Origin of the sequence: Saccharopolyspora sp. NPDC049426 (assembly GCF_040676935.1) — a bacterium.
Lineage (GTDB): Bacteria > Actinomycetota > Actinomycetes > Mycobacteriales > Pseudonocardiaceae > Saccharopolyspora.
In genome coordinates this window covers 382,405-397,650 of sequence record NZ_JBFAPZ010000004.1, presented here as the reverse complement: position 1 = coordinate 397,650, position 15,246 = coordinate 382,405, and the positions used below count along the sequence as shown (strand labels likewise).

16 protein-coding genes are annotated in these 15,246 nt (G+C 71.1%); 3 read left to right on the top strand and 13 right to left on the bottom strand.

The features are described 5' to 3' along the window. Positions 1–11: 11 nt before the first annotated feature. The 9 genes from AB0J78_RS10840 to AB0J78_RS10800 form a co-directional block, all read right to left on the bottom strand. A complete protein-coding gene (locus AB0J78_RS10840; protein WP_363788599.1) occupies positions 12–1,484 on the bottom strand; it encodes a mannitol dehydrogenase family protein in 1,473 nt (490 codons plus the stop codon). Positions 1,485–1,494: 10 nt separating this feature from the next. Next, positions 1,495–2,481 carry a LacI family DNA-binding transcriptional regulator gene (locus AB0J78_RS10835; RefSeq protein ID WP_363788595.1) on the bottom strand — a complete coding sequence of 329 codons (987 nt, stop codon included), beginning with the start codon at positions 2,479–2,481 and terminating at the stop codon, positions 1,495–1,497. Positions 2,482–2,851: 370 nt separating this feature from the next. Next, positions 2,852–4,147: a hypothetical protein gene (locus AB0J78_RS10830; RefSeq protein ID WP_363788594.1), complete on the bottom strand. Its 1,296-nt coding sequence runs from the start codon at positions 4,145–4,147 to the stop codon at positions 2,852–2,854. 77 nt (positions 4,148–4,224) lie between these two features. After that, positions 4,225–4,713 carry a winged helix-turn-helix domain-containing protein gene (locus AB0J78_RS10825; protein WP_363788593.1) on the bottom strand — a complete coding sequence of 163 codons (489 nt, stop codon included), beginning with the start codon at positions 4,711–4,713 and terminating at the stop codon, positions 4,225–4,227. A 197-nt stretch (positions 4,714–4,910) separates the two neighbouring features. Further along, positions 4,911–5,393, bottom strand: coding sequence for a DUF1992 domain-containing protein (locus tag AB0J78_RS10820; protein WP_363788592.1), 483 nt, complete (start codon positions 5,391–5,393; stop codon positions 4,911–4,913). A gap of 39 nt (positions 5,394–5,432) precedes the next feature. Then, positions 5,433–5,942 (bottom strand): DUF664 domain-containing protein, encoded by a 510-nt coding sequence (locus tag AB0J78_RS10815; RefSeq protein WP_363788590.1) that lies wholly within the window; start codon positions 5,940–5,942, stop codon positions 5,433–5,435. Between the two features lie 96 nt (positions 5,943–6,038). After that, complete coding sequence (locus AB0J78_RS10810; protein ID WP_363788588.1) at positions 6,039–6,953, bottom strand: ribonuclease Z; 915 nt, start codon at positions 6,951–6,953, stop codon at positions 6,039–6,041. A 43-nt stretch (positions 6,954–6,996) separates the two neighbouring features. Beyond that, complete coding sequence (locus tag AB0J78_RS10805; protein WP_363788587.1) at positions 6,997–8,634, bottom strand: ubiquinol-cytochrome c reductase cytochrome b subunit; 1,638 nt, start codon at positions 8,632–8,634, stop codon at positions 6,997–6,999. 80 nt (positions 8,635–8,714) lie between these two features. After that, positions 8,715–8,900, bottom strand: a complete 186-nt coding sequence (locus AB0J78_RS10800) for a hypothetical protein (protein WP_363788585.1) — start codon at positions 8,898–8,900, stop codon at positions 8,715–8,717. A gap of 235 nt (positions 8,901–9,135) precedes the next feature. Between AB0J78_RS10800 and AB0J78_RS10795 the strand changes: the two genes are divergently transcribed. Continuing rightward, positions 9,136–10,257, top strand: coding sequence for a VIT1/CCC1 transporter family protein (locus AB0J78_RS10795; RefSeq protein WP_363788583.1), 1,122 nt, complete (start codon positions 9,136–9,138; stop codon positions 10,255–10,257). A gap of 43 nt (positions 10,258–10,300) precedes the next feature. On the opposite strand, the gene AB0J78_RS10790 is transcribed toward AB0J78_RS10795, so the two are convergent. After that, positions 10,301–11,284, bottom strand: a complete 984-nt coding sequence (locus tag AB0J78_RS10790; RefSeq protein ID WP_363788581.1) for an aldo/keto reductase — start codon at positions 11,282–11,284, stop codon at positions 10,301–10,303. Positions 11,285–11,368: 84 nt separating this feature from the next. Beyond that, entirely contained in the window at positions 11,369–11,680 is a 312-nt protein-coding gene (locus AB0J78_RS10785; RefSeq protein WP_363788580.1) for a GNAT family N-acetyltransferase, read from the bottom strand. Positions 11,681–11,755: 75 nt separating this feature from the next. Here AB0J78_RS10785 and AB0J78_RS10780 point away from each other — a divergent pair, with 75 nt between their 5' ends. Beyond that, complete coding sequence (locus AB0J78_RS10780) at positions 11,756–12,748, top strand: pirin family protein (protein WP_363788579.1); 993 nt, start codon at positions 11,756–11,758, stop codon at positions 12,746–12,748. 72 nt (positions 12,749–12,820) lie between these two features. Continuing rightward, a complete protein-coding gene (locus AB0J78_RS10775) occupies positions 12,821–13,825 on the top strand; it encodes an NADP-dependent oxidoreductase (RefSeq protein WP_363788578.1) in 1,005 nt (334 codons plus the stop codon). Between the two features lie 5 nt (positions 13,826–13,830). On the opposite strand, the gene AB0J78_RS10770 is transcribed toward AB0J78_RS10775, so the two are convergent. Beyond that, a complete protein-coding gene (locus AB0J78_RS10770) occupies positions 13,831–14,631 on the bottom strand; it encodes an NAD(P)H-binding protein (protein WP_363788577.1) in 801 nt (266 codons plus the stop codon). Between the two features lie 57 nt (positions 14,632–14,688). After that, entirely contained in the window at positions 14,689–15,219 is a 531-nt protein-coding gene (locus tag AB0J78_RS10765) for a hypothetical protein (RefSeq protein WP_363788576.1), read from the bottom strand. Positions 15,220–15,246: the final 27 nt, after the last annotated feature.

Genomic DNA, 15,246 nt, shown 5'->3' with positions numbered 1-15,246 from the left:
CGTGCGGTCCGTTATCCGTCGGCTTGCAGTGCTTCTTCGGTCCCCGCGGCGACCCCGTGGGCGCTGAGCACGTCGACGAGCTCGGCGACCCGCGTCTGGAACTCCTGGTGTGCGGCGATTTCGTCGCCCAGCAGTCCGTCGCGCAGTGCGGCGGCGACGAACTCGCGCGTGCCGGAGGCGTTCGCGCGCGCGGTGCGCAGCGCCTCGGCGGCCGGGTCGACCATCGCCGCGGTGTGCTCGGTGGTCTCCGGCGCGGTGGTGCAGCGCAGGTAGGCGGCCACGCTCAGCGCGAGGTGCTGCGGCACCCGGCCGGCCTTGAGGTGCAGCGCGGCGGGTTCCGGGACGCGCTGGGCGAGCTTGGTCGAGCCGTCGGAGCCGACCTGCCGCGTGCGGTGGCCCAGCGCGCTGTTGCTCCAGCGCGTGAACAGCTGGGCGGAGTAGTCCTCGAAGTCGATGTCGGCGGGCATCGTCAGCGTCGGGAGGTAGTCGGCGCGCATCAGCCGCCGCGCGGCTTCGGCGATGTGCGGACGGGCGGTGGCCTCGGCGATCAGGTCGCAGCCGTCGAGCGCGCCCAGGTAGGCGATCAGCGAGTGCGTGCCGTTGAGCAGCCGCAGCTTCATCAGCTCGTAGGGCTCGACGTCGTCGGTGAAGGTGACGCCGCCGTGCTCCCAGGCCGGACGGCCCGCGGCGAAGTGGTCCTCCAGCACCCACATGCTGAACGGTTCGGCGGGCACCGGGGCCTCGTCGCGCAGTCCGAGCCGGTCGGCGACGGCCCGGCGGTAGGTGTCGGTGGTCGCCGGCACGATCCGGTCGACCATCCCGTTCGGGAAGCTGACCGAGCCGCGCAGGTAGGCGAGCAGGTCGTCGCGCTCGGCAGCGGGCAGGGCCTCGGCGAACTCGCGCACCAGTCGTGCGGTGAGCTCGCCGTTGCCGGTGAGGTTGTCGCAGCTGAGGATCGCCACCGGCGAGGCGTGCGTGGCGGCGCGGCGCTGGAGCGCGCGGGCCAGCCGGCCGATCGTGGTGCGCGGTGCGCCACCGGCCAGGTCGGCTCGGATTCCCGGGTCGTCGAGGTCGAGGGATTTGGTGCGCGGCGAGTAGCTGTAGCCCTTCTCGGTGATCGTCAGCGTGACGATGCGGGTCTCGTGCGCCGACAGCGCGTCCAGGACCGCGTCCGGCTGCTGCGCGGCGACCAGCACGTCGCTGTGCACGGCCGGGACGCCGATCTCGGTGCGCCCCGGGGAGATCTCCACGACCCCGTAGCGCATGTCCTGCTCGCGCATGGCCTGGGCGGTGGTCGCCGAGGAGTTGGCCACGCCGACGATCGCCCACGGCCCCTCGGTGTGCTCTAGCGCGCGGGCGGTGTGCACGGCCTGGTGCGCGCGGTGGAAGTTGCCGAGTCCCAGGTGGACGATGCCCGGCGCGCCCAGCGAGCGGTGGTGCTGCAGGGCGGAGGCGGGCGTGGTGGACGCGTTGAGTCGTTGCATGGCGAACCAATCAGGCGGGCCGGCGGGCGGGGGGAGCGGTCGAGTCGCGCACGACCAGGTGCGCGGGCAGCAGGTGCTTGCGCGGCGGCGGGCGATGTCCGCCCAGGATCGGGCCGAGCAGCTCCATGCTCAGCGTTCCCGCCTTGGACCAGGGGATGGAAATGCTGGTCAGCGACGGGCGCGAGACCTCGGTGAGCGCCACGTCGTCGATGCCGATGACGCTGAGCCCTTCGGGGACCTGCACCCCCAGCGCGCGAGCACCCTTGATCACGCCGAAGGCGACCAGGTCGTTGTGGGTGATGACCGCTGAGGCTCCGGTGGCCAGCACGCTGGCGGCCACGGCCGTTCCGGCGGCGACGGTTTCGGCGTGCCAGTCCAGCACGTGCAGCGAGAGGCCGGCCTCGGCGGCGAGGGCTTCGACGAGCTGCACGCGGCGGGGGCTGGACCAGGAGTGCGTGGAGCCGGAGACGAACGCGATGCTCCCGTGGCCCAGCGCGGCGAGGTAGTCGACGGCCTGGCGCAGGCCGTCACCGGCGTCGGCGAGCACGCAGTCGACGCCGTCGTGCTCCTGGTTGATCAGCACTGACGGTGTCGACCCGCACAGCTCGACGAGTTCGTCGGCGGGCAACCGCGACGAGCACAGGACGATGGCCGAGACCTGGCTGCGCAGGTGCGCGATGGCCTCGCGTTCGCGCTCCGGGTCGCGGTCGGTGTCGTGCAGGACCAGCGTGTGCCTGCGCCGCCGTCCTTCGCCCTGCGCCGCCTTGACCAGCGTGCCGTAGACGGGGTTGGCGATGTCGGGCACGACCATCGCCACCGTGGAACCGGCGACCTGCCCCTCCGGCGGTTTGGTGGTCTGGTAGCCCAGTTCCTGGGCCGCGTCGAGGACCTTGCGCAAGGTGTCCGGGCCGAGCCGCTGCGGGTCGCTAAAGGCGCGCGAGGCCGTGGACAGCGCGACGTCGGCTCGTTTCGCCACGTCGGTCAAGGTCGGCGCCATCGCCCCTCCGCTCCGTCGCACCCCGGCGGTGCGCCGGGCAGAGGAGATATTGACCAATCTTGCGCAAGCTTGTCAACCTCTTGCCGAGCTCGCCCGCCCAGAGCGCGGGGACGGTTGATCAACGGCATCGCCGCGATCAACCGCCGTTCTCACGGTCGAGCGGTGCGTCTGGGTCCTGTTGAGGAATGCGGCGGAGCCGCTGTTTCAGGTGTGGGACTCGGCTTGCACCGCCGCGGGTTCTGAGGTGGTTCTCCTGTGAGGACGTGTCGACGTGGTGTATTGGCATACATGAGTCGACGCGCCCGGAGCAGGAGGACCACCTCAGATTCCGCTACCCGCACCGCCAAGCAGAGTGATTCCTAAACACCTCTTAGTCGAGGGCGGTGCCTGACTGGCCCAGGGCTTCGCCGACGCGGAGCCGGTAGAGGCGGGTCGGTCGGCCGCGCCGGGTGGGTTGCGCGCTGCCCTCGGACGTGACCAGTTCGGCGGTGCCGAGCTTGCGGATCAGCCGCCTCCCGCTCGGATCGGTGATGCCGAGCAAGGTGGCCAGCTCGCTGGGCGAGACCGCCCGCCCGCGCAGCTCGCGTTCCAGCGAGACCAGGCGGGACAGCGTCGTCGGGCTCAAGCCGACCTCGCGGGCCATCCGCTCCAGCTCGGCGCTGTGGTCCCGGTAGGCGAACTCGGTGCGCCGTCCGGCACCTCCGATCGGACCGATGATGACGCCGCTGTCCTGGATGACGAACCCGCACGAGTGCGGCTCGGCCTCGGCGCGCACCGCCGCGCGCTCGGCGAGCGCGATCCCGGCCCGCACCGAAACGCCCAGCCCGAAACCGGCGGCGATGCGCACGTCCATGCTGCTTTCGGCCTGCTGCAAGCCCGGAACCACCTGCCAGCCCGCCGTCGCGCCCTCCAGCAACGCCTTGTGCGCGAACAGGACCAGTCCGCGCTTGCCGCGGTTCTCCACCCACGATCCGGCCAATTGCGGGTCCTGCAGCAGGATTTCACGCAACCCCGCCCGCGCGCGTTCGACGTCCTCACCGTCGCGGACCTGGAAGACCCCGGCGGCGAAACGACGATCCTCGGCCTGCCCCGCCCTCACCCGCAGCAGCAGGTCCTGCAGTTCGGCGCGCACGGATGCCGCCAGCAGGTCTGTGTCGACCACCGGTGCCTCCGCGCGCAGCGCCTCGGCCACCTCCAGGCGCGGGGTGATCACCACGCCGCCGTTGCGCAACGCCGCGCGGTGGTGGGCCACGATCTCCGCGATCGGCTGATCGGTGGCGTAGGGGAGCGCGGAGTGGCGGACGCCGAGCGTGGTGGCGACCTCCTGGATCACGTGGTGGTCGAACGTGTCGATGCTGGCCCTGCGGTGCTCGGGGTAGTCGTTGCGCATCCTGGCGACCGCCAGCGCCAGCTCCAGCGAGCTCGGTCGCGTCACCGCCACCGGGAGCTCCTCGGGTACCTGACCGCGCACGGCCTCGTAGGAACGCGGGCCGATGAGCAGCCCGTTCACCCCAGGCGAGGTGAGCAGTTCCCGCAGCCGGTCCCCGGCGTGGGCGGGCTCCCCGCAGACGGCCCAGCGCAGGGTGACGCCGGAGACGGTGCTCGCTGCCTGGCGGAAGACCTCCTGGTGCCGCGCGTGCACCAGGACGCCGATCACCACGCTCATGTCCCACCCTGGATTCAGTTCGCCGACGAAACTTCACCAGGATTGCGCGATCGCCGTTCGCGGTCAACGCGATCTGTCTAGTCGGTGATGATTCGGATGCGCTCGGCGTGATCGAGCCGATATCCGACGCCGCGCACCGTGGTGATGAGATCCATCTCGGGGCCGAGCTTGTTGCGGAGCCGGCGGACGTGGACGTCGACGGTGCGCGTGCGGGGTTCGCTGGAGAAGTCCCACACCGCCGCCAGCAGCGTGTTGCGGTGGTGCACCCGGCCGGGGTTGCGAGCCAGGAACAGCAGCAGGTCGAACTCCAGCCGGGTGAAGCGGATGTGGGTGCCGTCCGGACGGACGATCTGCCTGCCGGCCACCAGGATTCGCAGCTTCGGCGACTCCACCGGCGTGGCGTCCACCGTGGACTGCGCCGGGATCGCTTCGCGCAGCTCGGCGTTGCGGGTCAGGATCCTCTCCAGCAGGCCCAGGTCTTCGCGGGTGACCACGAATCGGGCGGTCACTTCGACGAGACCGGCGTCCTCCGGGGCGAAGTCGGCTGTGGTCGGGTCCAGCGTCATGGCACGTTTCTCCATCGCTGCGGGGTGTGAACGGACGGGAGCGGAAGAGCTCAACCGCGCGGACACGCAGCGGAGGCGACCCACAGCAGGTCGATGTGCGCACGCTGCACGAGCAGCGGTCCGGAGGCCATGCCACAAGATGGAAGCAGTTCCCACTGCTCTGGTCAAAGCGCTCCCGCGCAGTGGGAACGCACAGGTCAGCGGCGGAACCACCGACGCTTGCGAGGAGCGTCGCGCCGTTGGGCGGCCGGGGCCGGGGTTTCGCGCGGCCCCGTGGCGGGCTGCCGGGACCGCCACCGCTCGACCAGCGCGTCCACGTCGACCGGAGCCACCGCCACCTGCGGACCTGCGGGGAAGCGCAGGTGCTCCACGATGCGCCGGTTGAGCTCACCCGCGGTGTCGCGCACGGCCTGCTCGGTGGTCAGGTCGGCCACGGTCTCCGGCAGGTTCTCGACCTCGCGCCGCAACCTCAGGGGAGTGGGCAGCAGCGCATCACCGGAGAGGCCTTCGCGGCGGATCTGCGCCTTGATCCACCACTGCTCCTCCAGCGGAGCACCGGCACCGGGCAGCGGCTTGCCCGCCCCGGGCAGGTCGTCGAAGTCACCACGTTCCTGGGCGGTGCGGATCTGCCGGTCCACCCACGACTCGAACGGGACCCCGGGAGGCTTGCGTTCGCTCATGCCGCGATTGTCCGGCATCCGCGCAGCGGATCGCCACGGTCACTGGGTGCGGCGCAGGAACCCGTTGAGCAGCGCGGCCTGGCCGGCGTGCTGCAGGTCGTCGGCGATCACGCTCACCAAGCGCACGCCCAGGGTGACCGGCGGGGACCAGCTGGCGTCGATGATCTCGTCCAGGTCGCCGTCGTCGAGGCCGGTGACGAACCGCAGCGTCTGCTCGTGCACGGCGTCGTAGTAACCGGTCAGTAGCTCGCCGGTGGCGCGCACCGACTCGACCTGGTCCGAGTCGTGGCCGTAGCCGGTGTCCTCCTCGTCCAGCGGCAGCGCGAACCGCGCGGCCCAGTTCTGCACCAGCCACACCTGCTCGGTCTCGGCGACGTCGGCGATGTGGTCGTCCTGCACCCGCGCCAGGTGCCACAGCAGCCAGGCGATCGAATTGGACTCGGGGTCGATGCGCTGCGCCAGCGCCTCCTCGTCGAGTCCGGCGACCGATTCGTGCACCACTCCCTGAATCCGGCTGAACGCATCGACGAGCACATCGGCGCTGGTCATCCGGTCCCGCTCCTCACATCCGGCGGCAAACGCTTGCGCACACCGTACGGCGCACCACCGCCACCGGCAGCGGATCCAGGACGGCGTGTTGCGGTGTCAGCGGCGCGGCGGGACCGGGATGCGGTCGAGATCGGACGCGACGACGATCGTGCCGTCGAAGACCGCCGCCGCCTCGTCGTGGAAGCGGCGCGGGTCGGTGTAGCGCTGCGAGAAGTGGGTCAGCACCAGGCACCGCACCCCGCAGTCGGCGGCGACCCGGCCGGCCTGCGCGGCGGTCAGGTGGCGGTACCGATCGGCGAGGTCGGCGTCCTGGTCGAGGAAGGTCGATTCGATGACCAGCATGTCCGCCTCGTCGGCCAGCTCGAACACGCCGTCGCAGAGGCGGGTGTCCATCACGAACGCGAACCGCTGCCCCGCGCGTTGCTCGCTGACCTCCGCCAGCTCCACGGTCCGGTCGGCGACCCGCACCGATCCTTCCCGCTGGAGCCTGCCGATGTCGGGTCCGCGCACGCCGAGCCGGTCCAGCGCGTCCGGCAGCATGCGGCGGCCGTCGGGTTCTTCGAGCCGGTAGCCGAAGACCTCGATGCGGTGTTCCAGCCGCACCGCCCGCAACGATCCGAACGGGCCTCGCGCGATCGTGCCGTCGCTGGTGATCGGGTGCTCGTCGAGCTGGACCGAGTCGTCGTAGGCCGCCGCGTAGCGCAGGTGGCCGAAGAACTTCGCGCCCGACGCCGGGTAGTGCGCGTGCACCGCGCCGCGAACCCGGTCGCTCGACATCCGGTGCACCACCCCGGGCACCCCCAGGCAGTGATCACCGTGGAAGTGCGTGATGCACAGGTGGTCGACGTCGTTGGCGCTGACGCCGGCGAAGGTCATCTGCCGCTGCGTGCCCTCTCCCGGGTCGAACAGCAGCCCCAGACCGTCCCAGCGCAGCAGGTAGCCGTTGTGGTTGCGGGTGCGGGTCGGCGCCTGGCTTGCGGTGCCGAGCACGACGAGTTCCCGGTTGGACACGTCGAGCACCCTATGCGCCGGATCGGCTCGCGCGGACCGGGCCTCAGTCTTCGGGCGGGCGTGGTCGACCGGATTTCACCTGCGATTCCTCGTCCTGTTCCTGCGCGGACTCCAGCGCCCGGGTTTCCTCGGGCGGGTCGGGCCGCAGCAGGCTGCCGGGGACGGAGTGCCCCGCCGCGCCGAGCTTGTTCATCTTCTTGGGCACCGGGGCGCCCTGGTAGTCCAGCGGTCGGGGGTGGCCGTGCTCGTCGACCGGGCCGAGCGGCTGGTGCACCTCGATGAACTCGCCGTGCGGGAGCCGCTTGACGATGCCGGTCTCCACGCCGTGCTCCAGCACCTCGCGGTCGCCGCGCTGCAACCCGATGCAGATCCGGTAGGTGATGTAGTAGGCCAGCGGTGGGAGCACCAGCACCCCGATGCGCCCGGCCCAGGTCGTCGCGTTCAGCGACAGGTTGAACACGAAGGCGACGATGTCGTTCATCCCGGAGATGAGCACGACGACGAAGAACGCGATCGCCATCATGCCCAACGAGGTGCGGACCGGGTTGTCGCGCGGGCGCTGCAGCAGGTTGTGGTGCGCGTCGTCGCCGCTGAGCTTGCGCTCCAGCATCGGGTACATCGCGGCGACGGTGAACACCAGCCCCATGCCCAGGATCAGCGGGAAGAACGGGGATCCGATGGTGAACGGCCCGAGGTAGAGCTCCCACGGCGGCCACAACCGGCCCATCCCGTCGGTCCACATCATGTACCAGTCGGGCTGGGAGGCGGAGGAGACCTGCGACGCGACGTAGGGGCCGAAGTTCCAGATGGAGTTGATCTGGAAGATGCCGCTCATGATCGCCAACACGCCGGTGACGATGAGGAAGAACGCGGCCGACTTCGCCGCGAACACCGGCATGATCCGCACACCCACCACGTTGGACTCGGTGCGCTTGGGCCCCGGGTACTGGGTGTGCTTCTGGTACCACACGATCGCCAGGTGGACCGCGACGAGCGCGAGGATGATCCCGGGCAGCAGGAACACGTGGAACAGGTAGAAGCGCGGGATGATCTCGGTGCCGGGGAACTCCGAGCCGAACAGCAGCCAGTGCAGCCACGTGCCGATGACCGGGATGGACAGCAGAATGCCGGAGGCGATCCGGAGGCCGGTGCCGGAGAGCAGGTCGTCGGGCAGCGAGTAGCCGATGAAGCCCTCGAACATGCCCAGCACGAACAGGCTGACGCCGATGAGCCAGTTGGTCTCGCGCGGGCGGCGGAACGCTCCGGTGAAGAAGATCCGGAACATGTGCGCCACGATCGCGGCCATGAAGATCAGCGCGGCCCAGTGGTGCAGCTGCCGGGCGAACATCCCGCCCCGGACCTCGAAAGAGATGTCGAGCGTGCTCTCGAACGCGCGGGACATCTGGACGCCGCGGAGGTTGGTGAACCTGCCGTCGTAGGTCACCTCGGCCATCGACGGGTCGAAGAAGTACGCGAGGTAGGTGCCGGTCAGCAGCAGGACGATGAAGCTGTAGAGGGCGATCTCGCCGAGCAGGAAACCCCAGTTGGTGGGGAAGACCTTGTTGAGCTGGCGCCTCATCCCCGGTGCCGCGCGGAATCGCTTGTCCAGCTCGTCGGCTCCCTCGGCCATCGAGCGGGACAGCTTGCTCTCGGGCTTCGTCGGCTGGGTCAGCTTGCTCATGTCGACCCCAGGTGTCCCGGATTCACGACATTGCCGACCCAGACTACTGCCTCCGGCGGTGCTGAGCAGCCGAGTTCGTGCTACTTGGGCTGGAACAGCGCCTGGAAGAAGGTGGTCAGCGAGCTCACGACGGTGGTCACCGCGCCGATGATGGTGGTGACCGCGTTGCGGACCGCCTCAGCGGCCGAGACGGGGTCGCGCACGAGCAGGGAGCCGCACACCAGCACCACGACGATCACGATCACGGTCACGGCTTTGGGGTTCATGCGATCAGCCTCCGTCGGTCCGCCCGGCGCCGCAGGAACCCTACCTTGCACCACCCGCCCCAGCCGTCACGCGACGGGGTCACGCGTGTCACGGAACGGATGTGCCGCAGCCGCACAGGTGTCCTCACCCGGGTTGGCACGCCGGTGGCGTGGGCCGGGCTGGGCAGCCCGTCGCCGGAAGGGGTGAGCGGCGAGTCGAGTGGTGACCGCGTGTCGGCGCTGGGAGGCTGCACGCGTGCAGGACAAGATCAATGACGGCCGTTCGATCCGGCGCTGGCGGCGCCGCCTCGCCGACGAGCGCGAGGAGGCCCGCGTCTACCGGAGCCTGGCCGCTCGCCGCAGCGGCGAGGAGCGGGAGATCCTGCTCGACCTCGCCGAAGCCGAGGAGCGCCACGCCCGCTACTGGGAGGACCTGCTCGGCGACGAGATCGGCCCGCAGCGGCGCGGGCAGGTCCGGATGCGCGTCCTGGTGGCCCTGGCGCGCCGCTTCGGCTCGGTGTTCGTCCTGGCCCTGGCCCAGCGCGCCGAAAGCCGCTCGCCGTACCACTACGACCAGGACGTGCCCGCTTCGATGGCGGCCGACGAGCGCATCCACGAGGAGGTCGTGCGCGCCCTGGCCGCGCGCGGCCGCGCCCGGGTGTCGGGGTCGTTCCGCGCGGCGGTCTTCGGCGCCAACGACGGTCTGGTCAGCAACCTCGCGCTGGTCCTGGGCGTGATCGGCGGAAACCTGTCGTCCGAGGTCGTGCTGCTGACCGGGTTCGCGGGCCTGCTGGCGGGAGCCCTGTCGATGGGTGCCGGCGAGTACATCTCGGTCCGCTCCCAGCGCGAACTCCTCGCCGCGGCCGCTCCGGACCCGCAAGCCCGCGCGGTCGTCCCGCACCTCGACGTCGACGCCAACGAGCTCGCCCTCGTCTACCGGGCCAGGGGCATGGACGAGGCCGAGGCGCAGCGCCGCGCCGACGCCCTGCTGCGGCAGCTGCGGTCGACGCTGCCGCACGTCCCCCAGGAATCCGACACCGCCCCCGAGACCGGCCGGGGCACGGAGGCGTCGGCGGAGGCCGCCGACGACCACGAGGTGGTCGGGTCGGGTGTGAAGGCGGCGGTGTCGAGCTTCGTGTTCTTCGCCTCCGGTGCGCTGATCCCGGTCCTGCCCTTCGCCGTCGGCCTGACCGGGTCGGTGGCGATCGTGACCTCGGTCGTGCTGGTGGGGCTCGCGCTGATGCTCACCGGCGCCACGGTCGGCGTTCTGTCCGGAGCCGCCCCGCTGCCCCGGGCGCTGCGGCAACTGGCCATCGGCCTGGGGGCCGCGGCGGTCACCTACCTGCTCGGCGTTCTGTTCGGAGCCACCGTCGGCTGATCGGCGCCGGTGCCGTGGTCGGTGGCGCCCGGGGCTGAGGTGGTCAGCGGTCCAGGCGGGACATCCCGTCCGGGTGGTAGCGCTCGCCCGCGGCGGTGCCGGGCGGGAACCGCTCGGACAGCTCCGCGACGAGCTCCGGGCTGAGGTTGACGTGGGCCGCCTGGACGTTGGCCTCGACGCGGGCGATGCGGCGGCTGCCCGGGATCGGCAGGACGTCCTCGCCCTGGGCCAGCAGCCACGCCAGCGCCAGTTGTGCCGGGGTGATCCCGAGGCGGTCCGCGTGCTCGCGCAGCGGCCGGGTCAGCTCGATGTTGCGCTGGAGGCTCTCCTCCTGGAACCGCGGGTAGCGCTTCTTGCGGACCTCCAGGTTCTCCACGTCGGAGGCGCTGGTGAACGAGCCGGTGAGCACCCCGCGTCCCAGCGGCGAGTAGGCCACCAGGCTCACGCCGAGCTCGCGGGTCGCCGGCAGCAGCTCGGCCTCCGGGTCGCGGGTGAACAGCGAGTACTCCTGCTGCACCGCGGTGATCGGGTGGACCTGGTGCGCGCGGCGCAGCGTCGCGGCGCTGATCTCCGAGAGCCCGATGTGGCCGATCTTGCCCTCGGCGACCAGCTCGGCCATCGCCCCGACGGTTCCCTCGATGGGCGTGGTGCGGTCCAGCCGGTGCAGGTAGTAGAGGTCGATGTGGTCGGTGCCCAGCCGGGACAGGCTGGCGTCCACGGCCTGCCGGACGTACTCGGGCTTTCCGCCGCCGGTCTCCTTGTTGGCGCCGAACTTGGTGGCCAGCACGACTTCGTCGCGGCGTCCGGCCAGCAGCCCGCTGATGAGCTGCTCGTTGTGGCCGTCGCCGTAGACGTCGGCGGTGTCGAGGAAGTTCACCCCGAGGTCGAGCAGCTCGTTGAGCAGCTTCGCCGATTCGGCGTCGTCGGCGGTGCCGTAGACGCCGGACAGGCCCATCGCGCCGTAGCCGATGGCGCTGACCTCGGGACCGTTGCGGCCGAGTCGGCGACGTGGGGGAGTGTCGGGCACGGATCGACTCCTGATCGCGTAGGGGGGTGGTCGTGGCCAGCCTAGCCCCGGTAGTTAGCAGGGCTCACAATCTGGGACGTGGTGTCACAGCTCGAAGCCGGCGCGGCGCTCGGCGGGGACCAGGTCGACGTAGTCGGGGTGCTTGGCGATCCAGCCGCGCACGTACGGGCAGAACGGCAGCACCGCCAGCCCGCGCCCCCGAGCCTCGTCCAGCGCGGCGCGCACCAGCCGGCCCGCCAGGCCCTGACCGCTGAAGCCGTCGTCGATCTCGGTGTGGGTGAACGAGATCTGCCCGGTCTTGAGCTTGTACTCGGCGAAGCCCGCCAGCTCCCCGCCGACGTGGATCTCGAACCGGTTGGCGTCGGGGTTGTCCGTGATCGCGGGCTCGGTGCTCACCGCGGCTCTCCCGTCGTTGGATGATGTTTCAACGATGATTGTGCATGTTCGCGCCCGCTGGAGGAGGCTGAGAACGTGAGTAATGTCGAGAACGAACCCGACGAGCTGCGCTGCGGAGGCGTGACCACCGCTGCTCCAGAACCCGAACTGCTGCGACCGCGCGAGGTTCCGCTCGGCGGTCCGCGCGCGATGCTGGTCGGCCGGACGCTGCCCAACCGCGACCGGCGGATGGTCGGCGCCTGGTGCTTCGCCGACTTCTACGGTCCTGCGGACATCTCAGGTCAGGCCGGGATGCAGGTGCCGCCGCACCCGCACACCGGTCTGCAAACCGTCAGCTGGCTGCTCGACGGGCAGGTCCTGCACCGCGACAGCCTCGGCAACACCCAGCTCGTCAAGCCGGGTCAGCTGAACCTGATGACCGCGGGCCGGGGCATCTCGCACTCCGAGGAGTCCCCGGCGGATCACTCGGCGATCCTGCACGGCGTGCAGCTGTGGGTCGCGCTGCCCGCCGAGGAGCGGGGAGTGGACCCGCACTTCGAGCACCACGGCGACCTGCCGGTGATCACCACCCCCGAGGGCTCGGCGGTGGTGCTGATGGGCTCGCTGCTCGGCGCGGCCTCCCCGGCCAAGACCTACACCCCGCTGGTCGGCGCGGAGCTGGCCATCAATCCCGGTGCGACCATGCGCATCCCGGTCGAGCGGGACTTCGAGCACGCGGTGCTGGCGCTGTCGGACCTGGTGGTAGACGGCCGGGAGGTGCGCACCGGCGACATGCTCTACGTGGGGCGGGGCGGCGGCGACGTGACGATCGAGACAGCAGGCCCCGGTCGGGCGATGTTGCTCGGCGGCGTGCCGTTCGAGGAGGAGATCGTCATGTGGTGGAACTTCGTCGGTCGCACCCACGACGAGGTCGCCCAGGCCAGGGCCGAGTGGGAGAACGGACGCGAAACCACCGACGAGCGAGGGCGTTTCGGTGTCGTGCGCGGATACCCGGAGCCGGCGCTGGCCGCGCCGGAGCTGCCCAACGTGGCGTTGCGGGCGCGGGGGCGCGTCCGAGATCGATCGTGATCGTCCCCCGGCGACCGGCCGGTGCCGCCGCGTAGAGTCCGGGGAAAGTGTTCTGGTGAAAGGAGCAGTTGAATGAGCAAGGGCCTGGAGATCCGCCTCGCGTCCCGTCCGCAGGGGTTGCCGACGATGGACAACTTCGACTTCGTCGAGGTGGAGGCTCCGCAGCCGGGCGCCGGGGAAGTGCTGGTCCGCAACCTGGTCATGAGCGTCGACCCGTACATGCGGGGCCGGATGAACGAGGGCAAGTCCTACGTGCCGCCCTTCGAGGTCGGCGAGGCCCTCCAGGGCGGTGCCGTCGGCGAGGTCGTGAGCAGCAACGCCGAGGGCTACCAGCCCGGCGACCTGGTGCTGCACATGCTGGGCTGGCGCGACTACGCGGTCGTGCCCGTCAAGCACGCCACGAAGGTCGACGCGAACGTCGCGCCGCCGAGCGCCTACCTCTACGTGCTCGGCATGCCCGGCATGACCGCCTACGCGGGTCTCGTCGAGGTCGCCGAGCAGAAGGAGGGCGACGTCGTGTTCGTCTCCGGCGCGGCGGGCGCGGTCGGCTCGCTGGCCGGCCAGATCGCCAAGCTGCGCGGCGCCAAGAAGGTCATCGGCAGCGCCGGTTCCCCGGAGAAGGTCAAGTACCTGCTCGACGAGGTCGGCTTCGACGCGGCGTTCGACTACCACGACGGCCCCGTCCGCAAGCAGCTCAAGGAGGCCGCGCCGGAGGGCATCGACGTGTACTTCGACAACGTCGGCGGTGAGCACCTCGAGGCCGCGATCTCGGCGTTCAACGACTTCGGCCGTGCCGCCGAGTGCGGGATGATCTCGCAGTACAACAACGAGACCCCGCAGCCCGGCCCGCGCAACATGATGATGATCGTGCAGAAGCGCCTGAAGCTGCGCGGCTTCATCGTCGGCGATCACGCCCACCTCAAGGACGCGTTCGTCAGCGAGGTCGGTGGTTGGCTGGCCGAGGGCAAGATCAACTACCGCGAGACGGTCGTGGAGGGCCTGCGCAACGCTCCCGACGCGTTCCTGGGCCTGATGCGCGGTGACAACACCGGCAAGATGCTGGTGAAGATCGCCTGATCAGCTCACTGGGCGGGGTGGTTGCGCAGCCACTCCGCCCAGGTGGTCCGGCCGCGCCGGTCGTTCGGGCACGTCCAGTCCGACGCGATGCGCCGAAGGCGCTTGGGGGCGGGAACGTTGAGCACGCGCGGCTTCGTCCCGCGCGCCTCCCGCCAGGCCGTCAGCGCCTGCTCCAGCGTGAGCACCTCGGGGCCCCCGAAGTCCGGACGCCGTCCCGAAGGCCCCTCGGTCACGCATCCCGCGAGGTGGTCGGCGAAATCGCGCTCGTCGACCGGCTGCGTGAGCAGCGCGCCCGGCAGCGGGATGGCCGGAAGCCGAGCGGCGCGACCGAACATCCGGTCCAGCAGCCAGTGGAACTGGGTGGCTCGCGCGATCGACCACGGCACGTCCGAGACGCTGACCAGTTCCTCCGCGGTGTGCTTGAGCCGCAGGTAGGGCAGCGCCGGTCGGTCGATGCCGACGATCGAGACGTAGACCAGGTGGCCGACGCCCGCGGCCGTGGCGGCTTCGATCAGCCGCGAGGTGCCGTCGACGTCGACGTCCGGTGGGCTGCGCCAGAAGTCCACCGGCAGCAGGTATCCGCGCTGCGCGCCCGGTGACCAGGTGGCCGCGTGCACCACGGTGCTCGCCCCGGCGACGAGCTCCTCGACGCCCGCGCCGGTGGCCAGATCCCCGGGCACCCATTCGACGTCGGCGTCCGTGCCCGGATGGCGGGTGAGCACCCGAACCCGATGCGTCGGCTTGAGCAGGCGAACCAGTTGACGTCCCAGATGACCGGTGCCACCGGTGATCGCGACCGTTTCCATGGGCCGGCACCTCCCGGGATCGACGATCCCACTGGTGCGCGGCCTCCGCGAGCGGCGTCAGCTCCCCAGCAGCGGACCGGCGAGACCGTCGACGACGCCCCCGACCAGCGGCAGCAGGCCCGGCTTCGGCTCCGACGGCGTGCTGGGCTGCGTCGGCTCCGAGGGCTGGCTCGGCTCGGAAGGCTGGGTCGGCTCGGAAGGCTGGGTGGGCTCCGAGGTCGGGGCGGGTGCGGAGGTCCGCGTCGGCTCCGAGGTCGCCGACGGGGTGCTCGTCGGTTCGGTCGTGGTCGACGGCGCGGAGCTGCGCGCGGTGGTCTCCTCGGGAGTCTCCGCGGGCGGCAGGGCGGTCTGCGGTCCCGCCATCGCCGGTGCTGTCGGTGCCGGCGGCGGCATGATCGGGACGACCGGGGGAGTGCCGGGCTGGGGCAGCATCAGCTGCGGGAGGTACTGCCGGGACGGCGCGGCGGCCTGGGCCCGCGCGGCGTTCTCCGGCTCCGGCATCGCGACCTCGTCCGCGCGCGTCTGCGAGTAGTGCGCGCTGGTGGCGGCGATGACGGCGAGCACCGCCGCGGTGGTGTACCCGAGCACCGGTGCGGTGTACCGCCACGCGGCGCC

Bases quoted from the DNA above. Each gene is read 5' to 3' on its own strand.
- AB0J78_RS10840 (WP_363788599.1), bottom strand. From the start codon at position 1,484: ATGCAACGACTCAACGCGTCCACCACGCCCGCCTCCGCCCTGCAGCAC.
- AB0J78_RS10835 (WP_363788595.1), bottom strand. From the start codon at position 2,481: ATGGCGCCGACCTTGACCGACGTGGCGAAACGAGCCGACGTCGCGCTG.
- AB0J78_RS10830 (WP_363788594.1), bottom strand. From the start codon at position 4,147: ATGAGCGTGGTGATCGGCGTCCTGGTGCACGCGCGGCACCAGGAGGTC.
- AB0J78_RS10825 (WP_363788593.1), bottom strand. From the start codon at position 4,713: ATGACGCTGGACCCGACCACAGCCGACTTCGCCCCGGAGGACGCCGGT.
- AB0J78_RS10820 (WP_363788592.1), bottom strand. From the start codon at position 5,393: ATGAGCGAACGCAAGCCTCCCGGGGTCCCGTTCGAGTCGTGGGTGGAC.
- AB0J78_RS10815 (WP_363788590.1), bottom strand. From the start codon at position 5,942: ATGACCAGCGCCGATGTGCTCGTCGATGCGTTCAGCCGGATTCAGGGA.
- AB0J78_RS10805 (WP_363788587.1), bottom strand. From the start codon at position 8,634: ATGAGCAAGCTGACCCAGCCGACGAAGCCCGAGAGCAAGCTGTCCCGC.
- AB0J78_RS10800 (WP_363788585.1), bottom strand. From the start codon at position 8,900: ATGAACCCCAAAGCCGTGACCGTGATCGTGATCGTCGTGGTGCTGGTG.
- AB0J78_RS10775 (WP_363788578.1), top strand. From the start codon at position 12,821: ATGAGCAAGGGCCTGGAGATCCGCCTCGCGTCCCGTCCGCAGGGGTTG.
- AB0J78_RS10770 (WP_363788577.1), bottom strand. From the start codon at position 14,631: ATGGAAACGGTCGCGATCACCGGTGGCACCGGTCATCTGGGACGTCAA.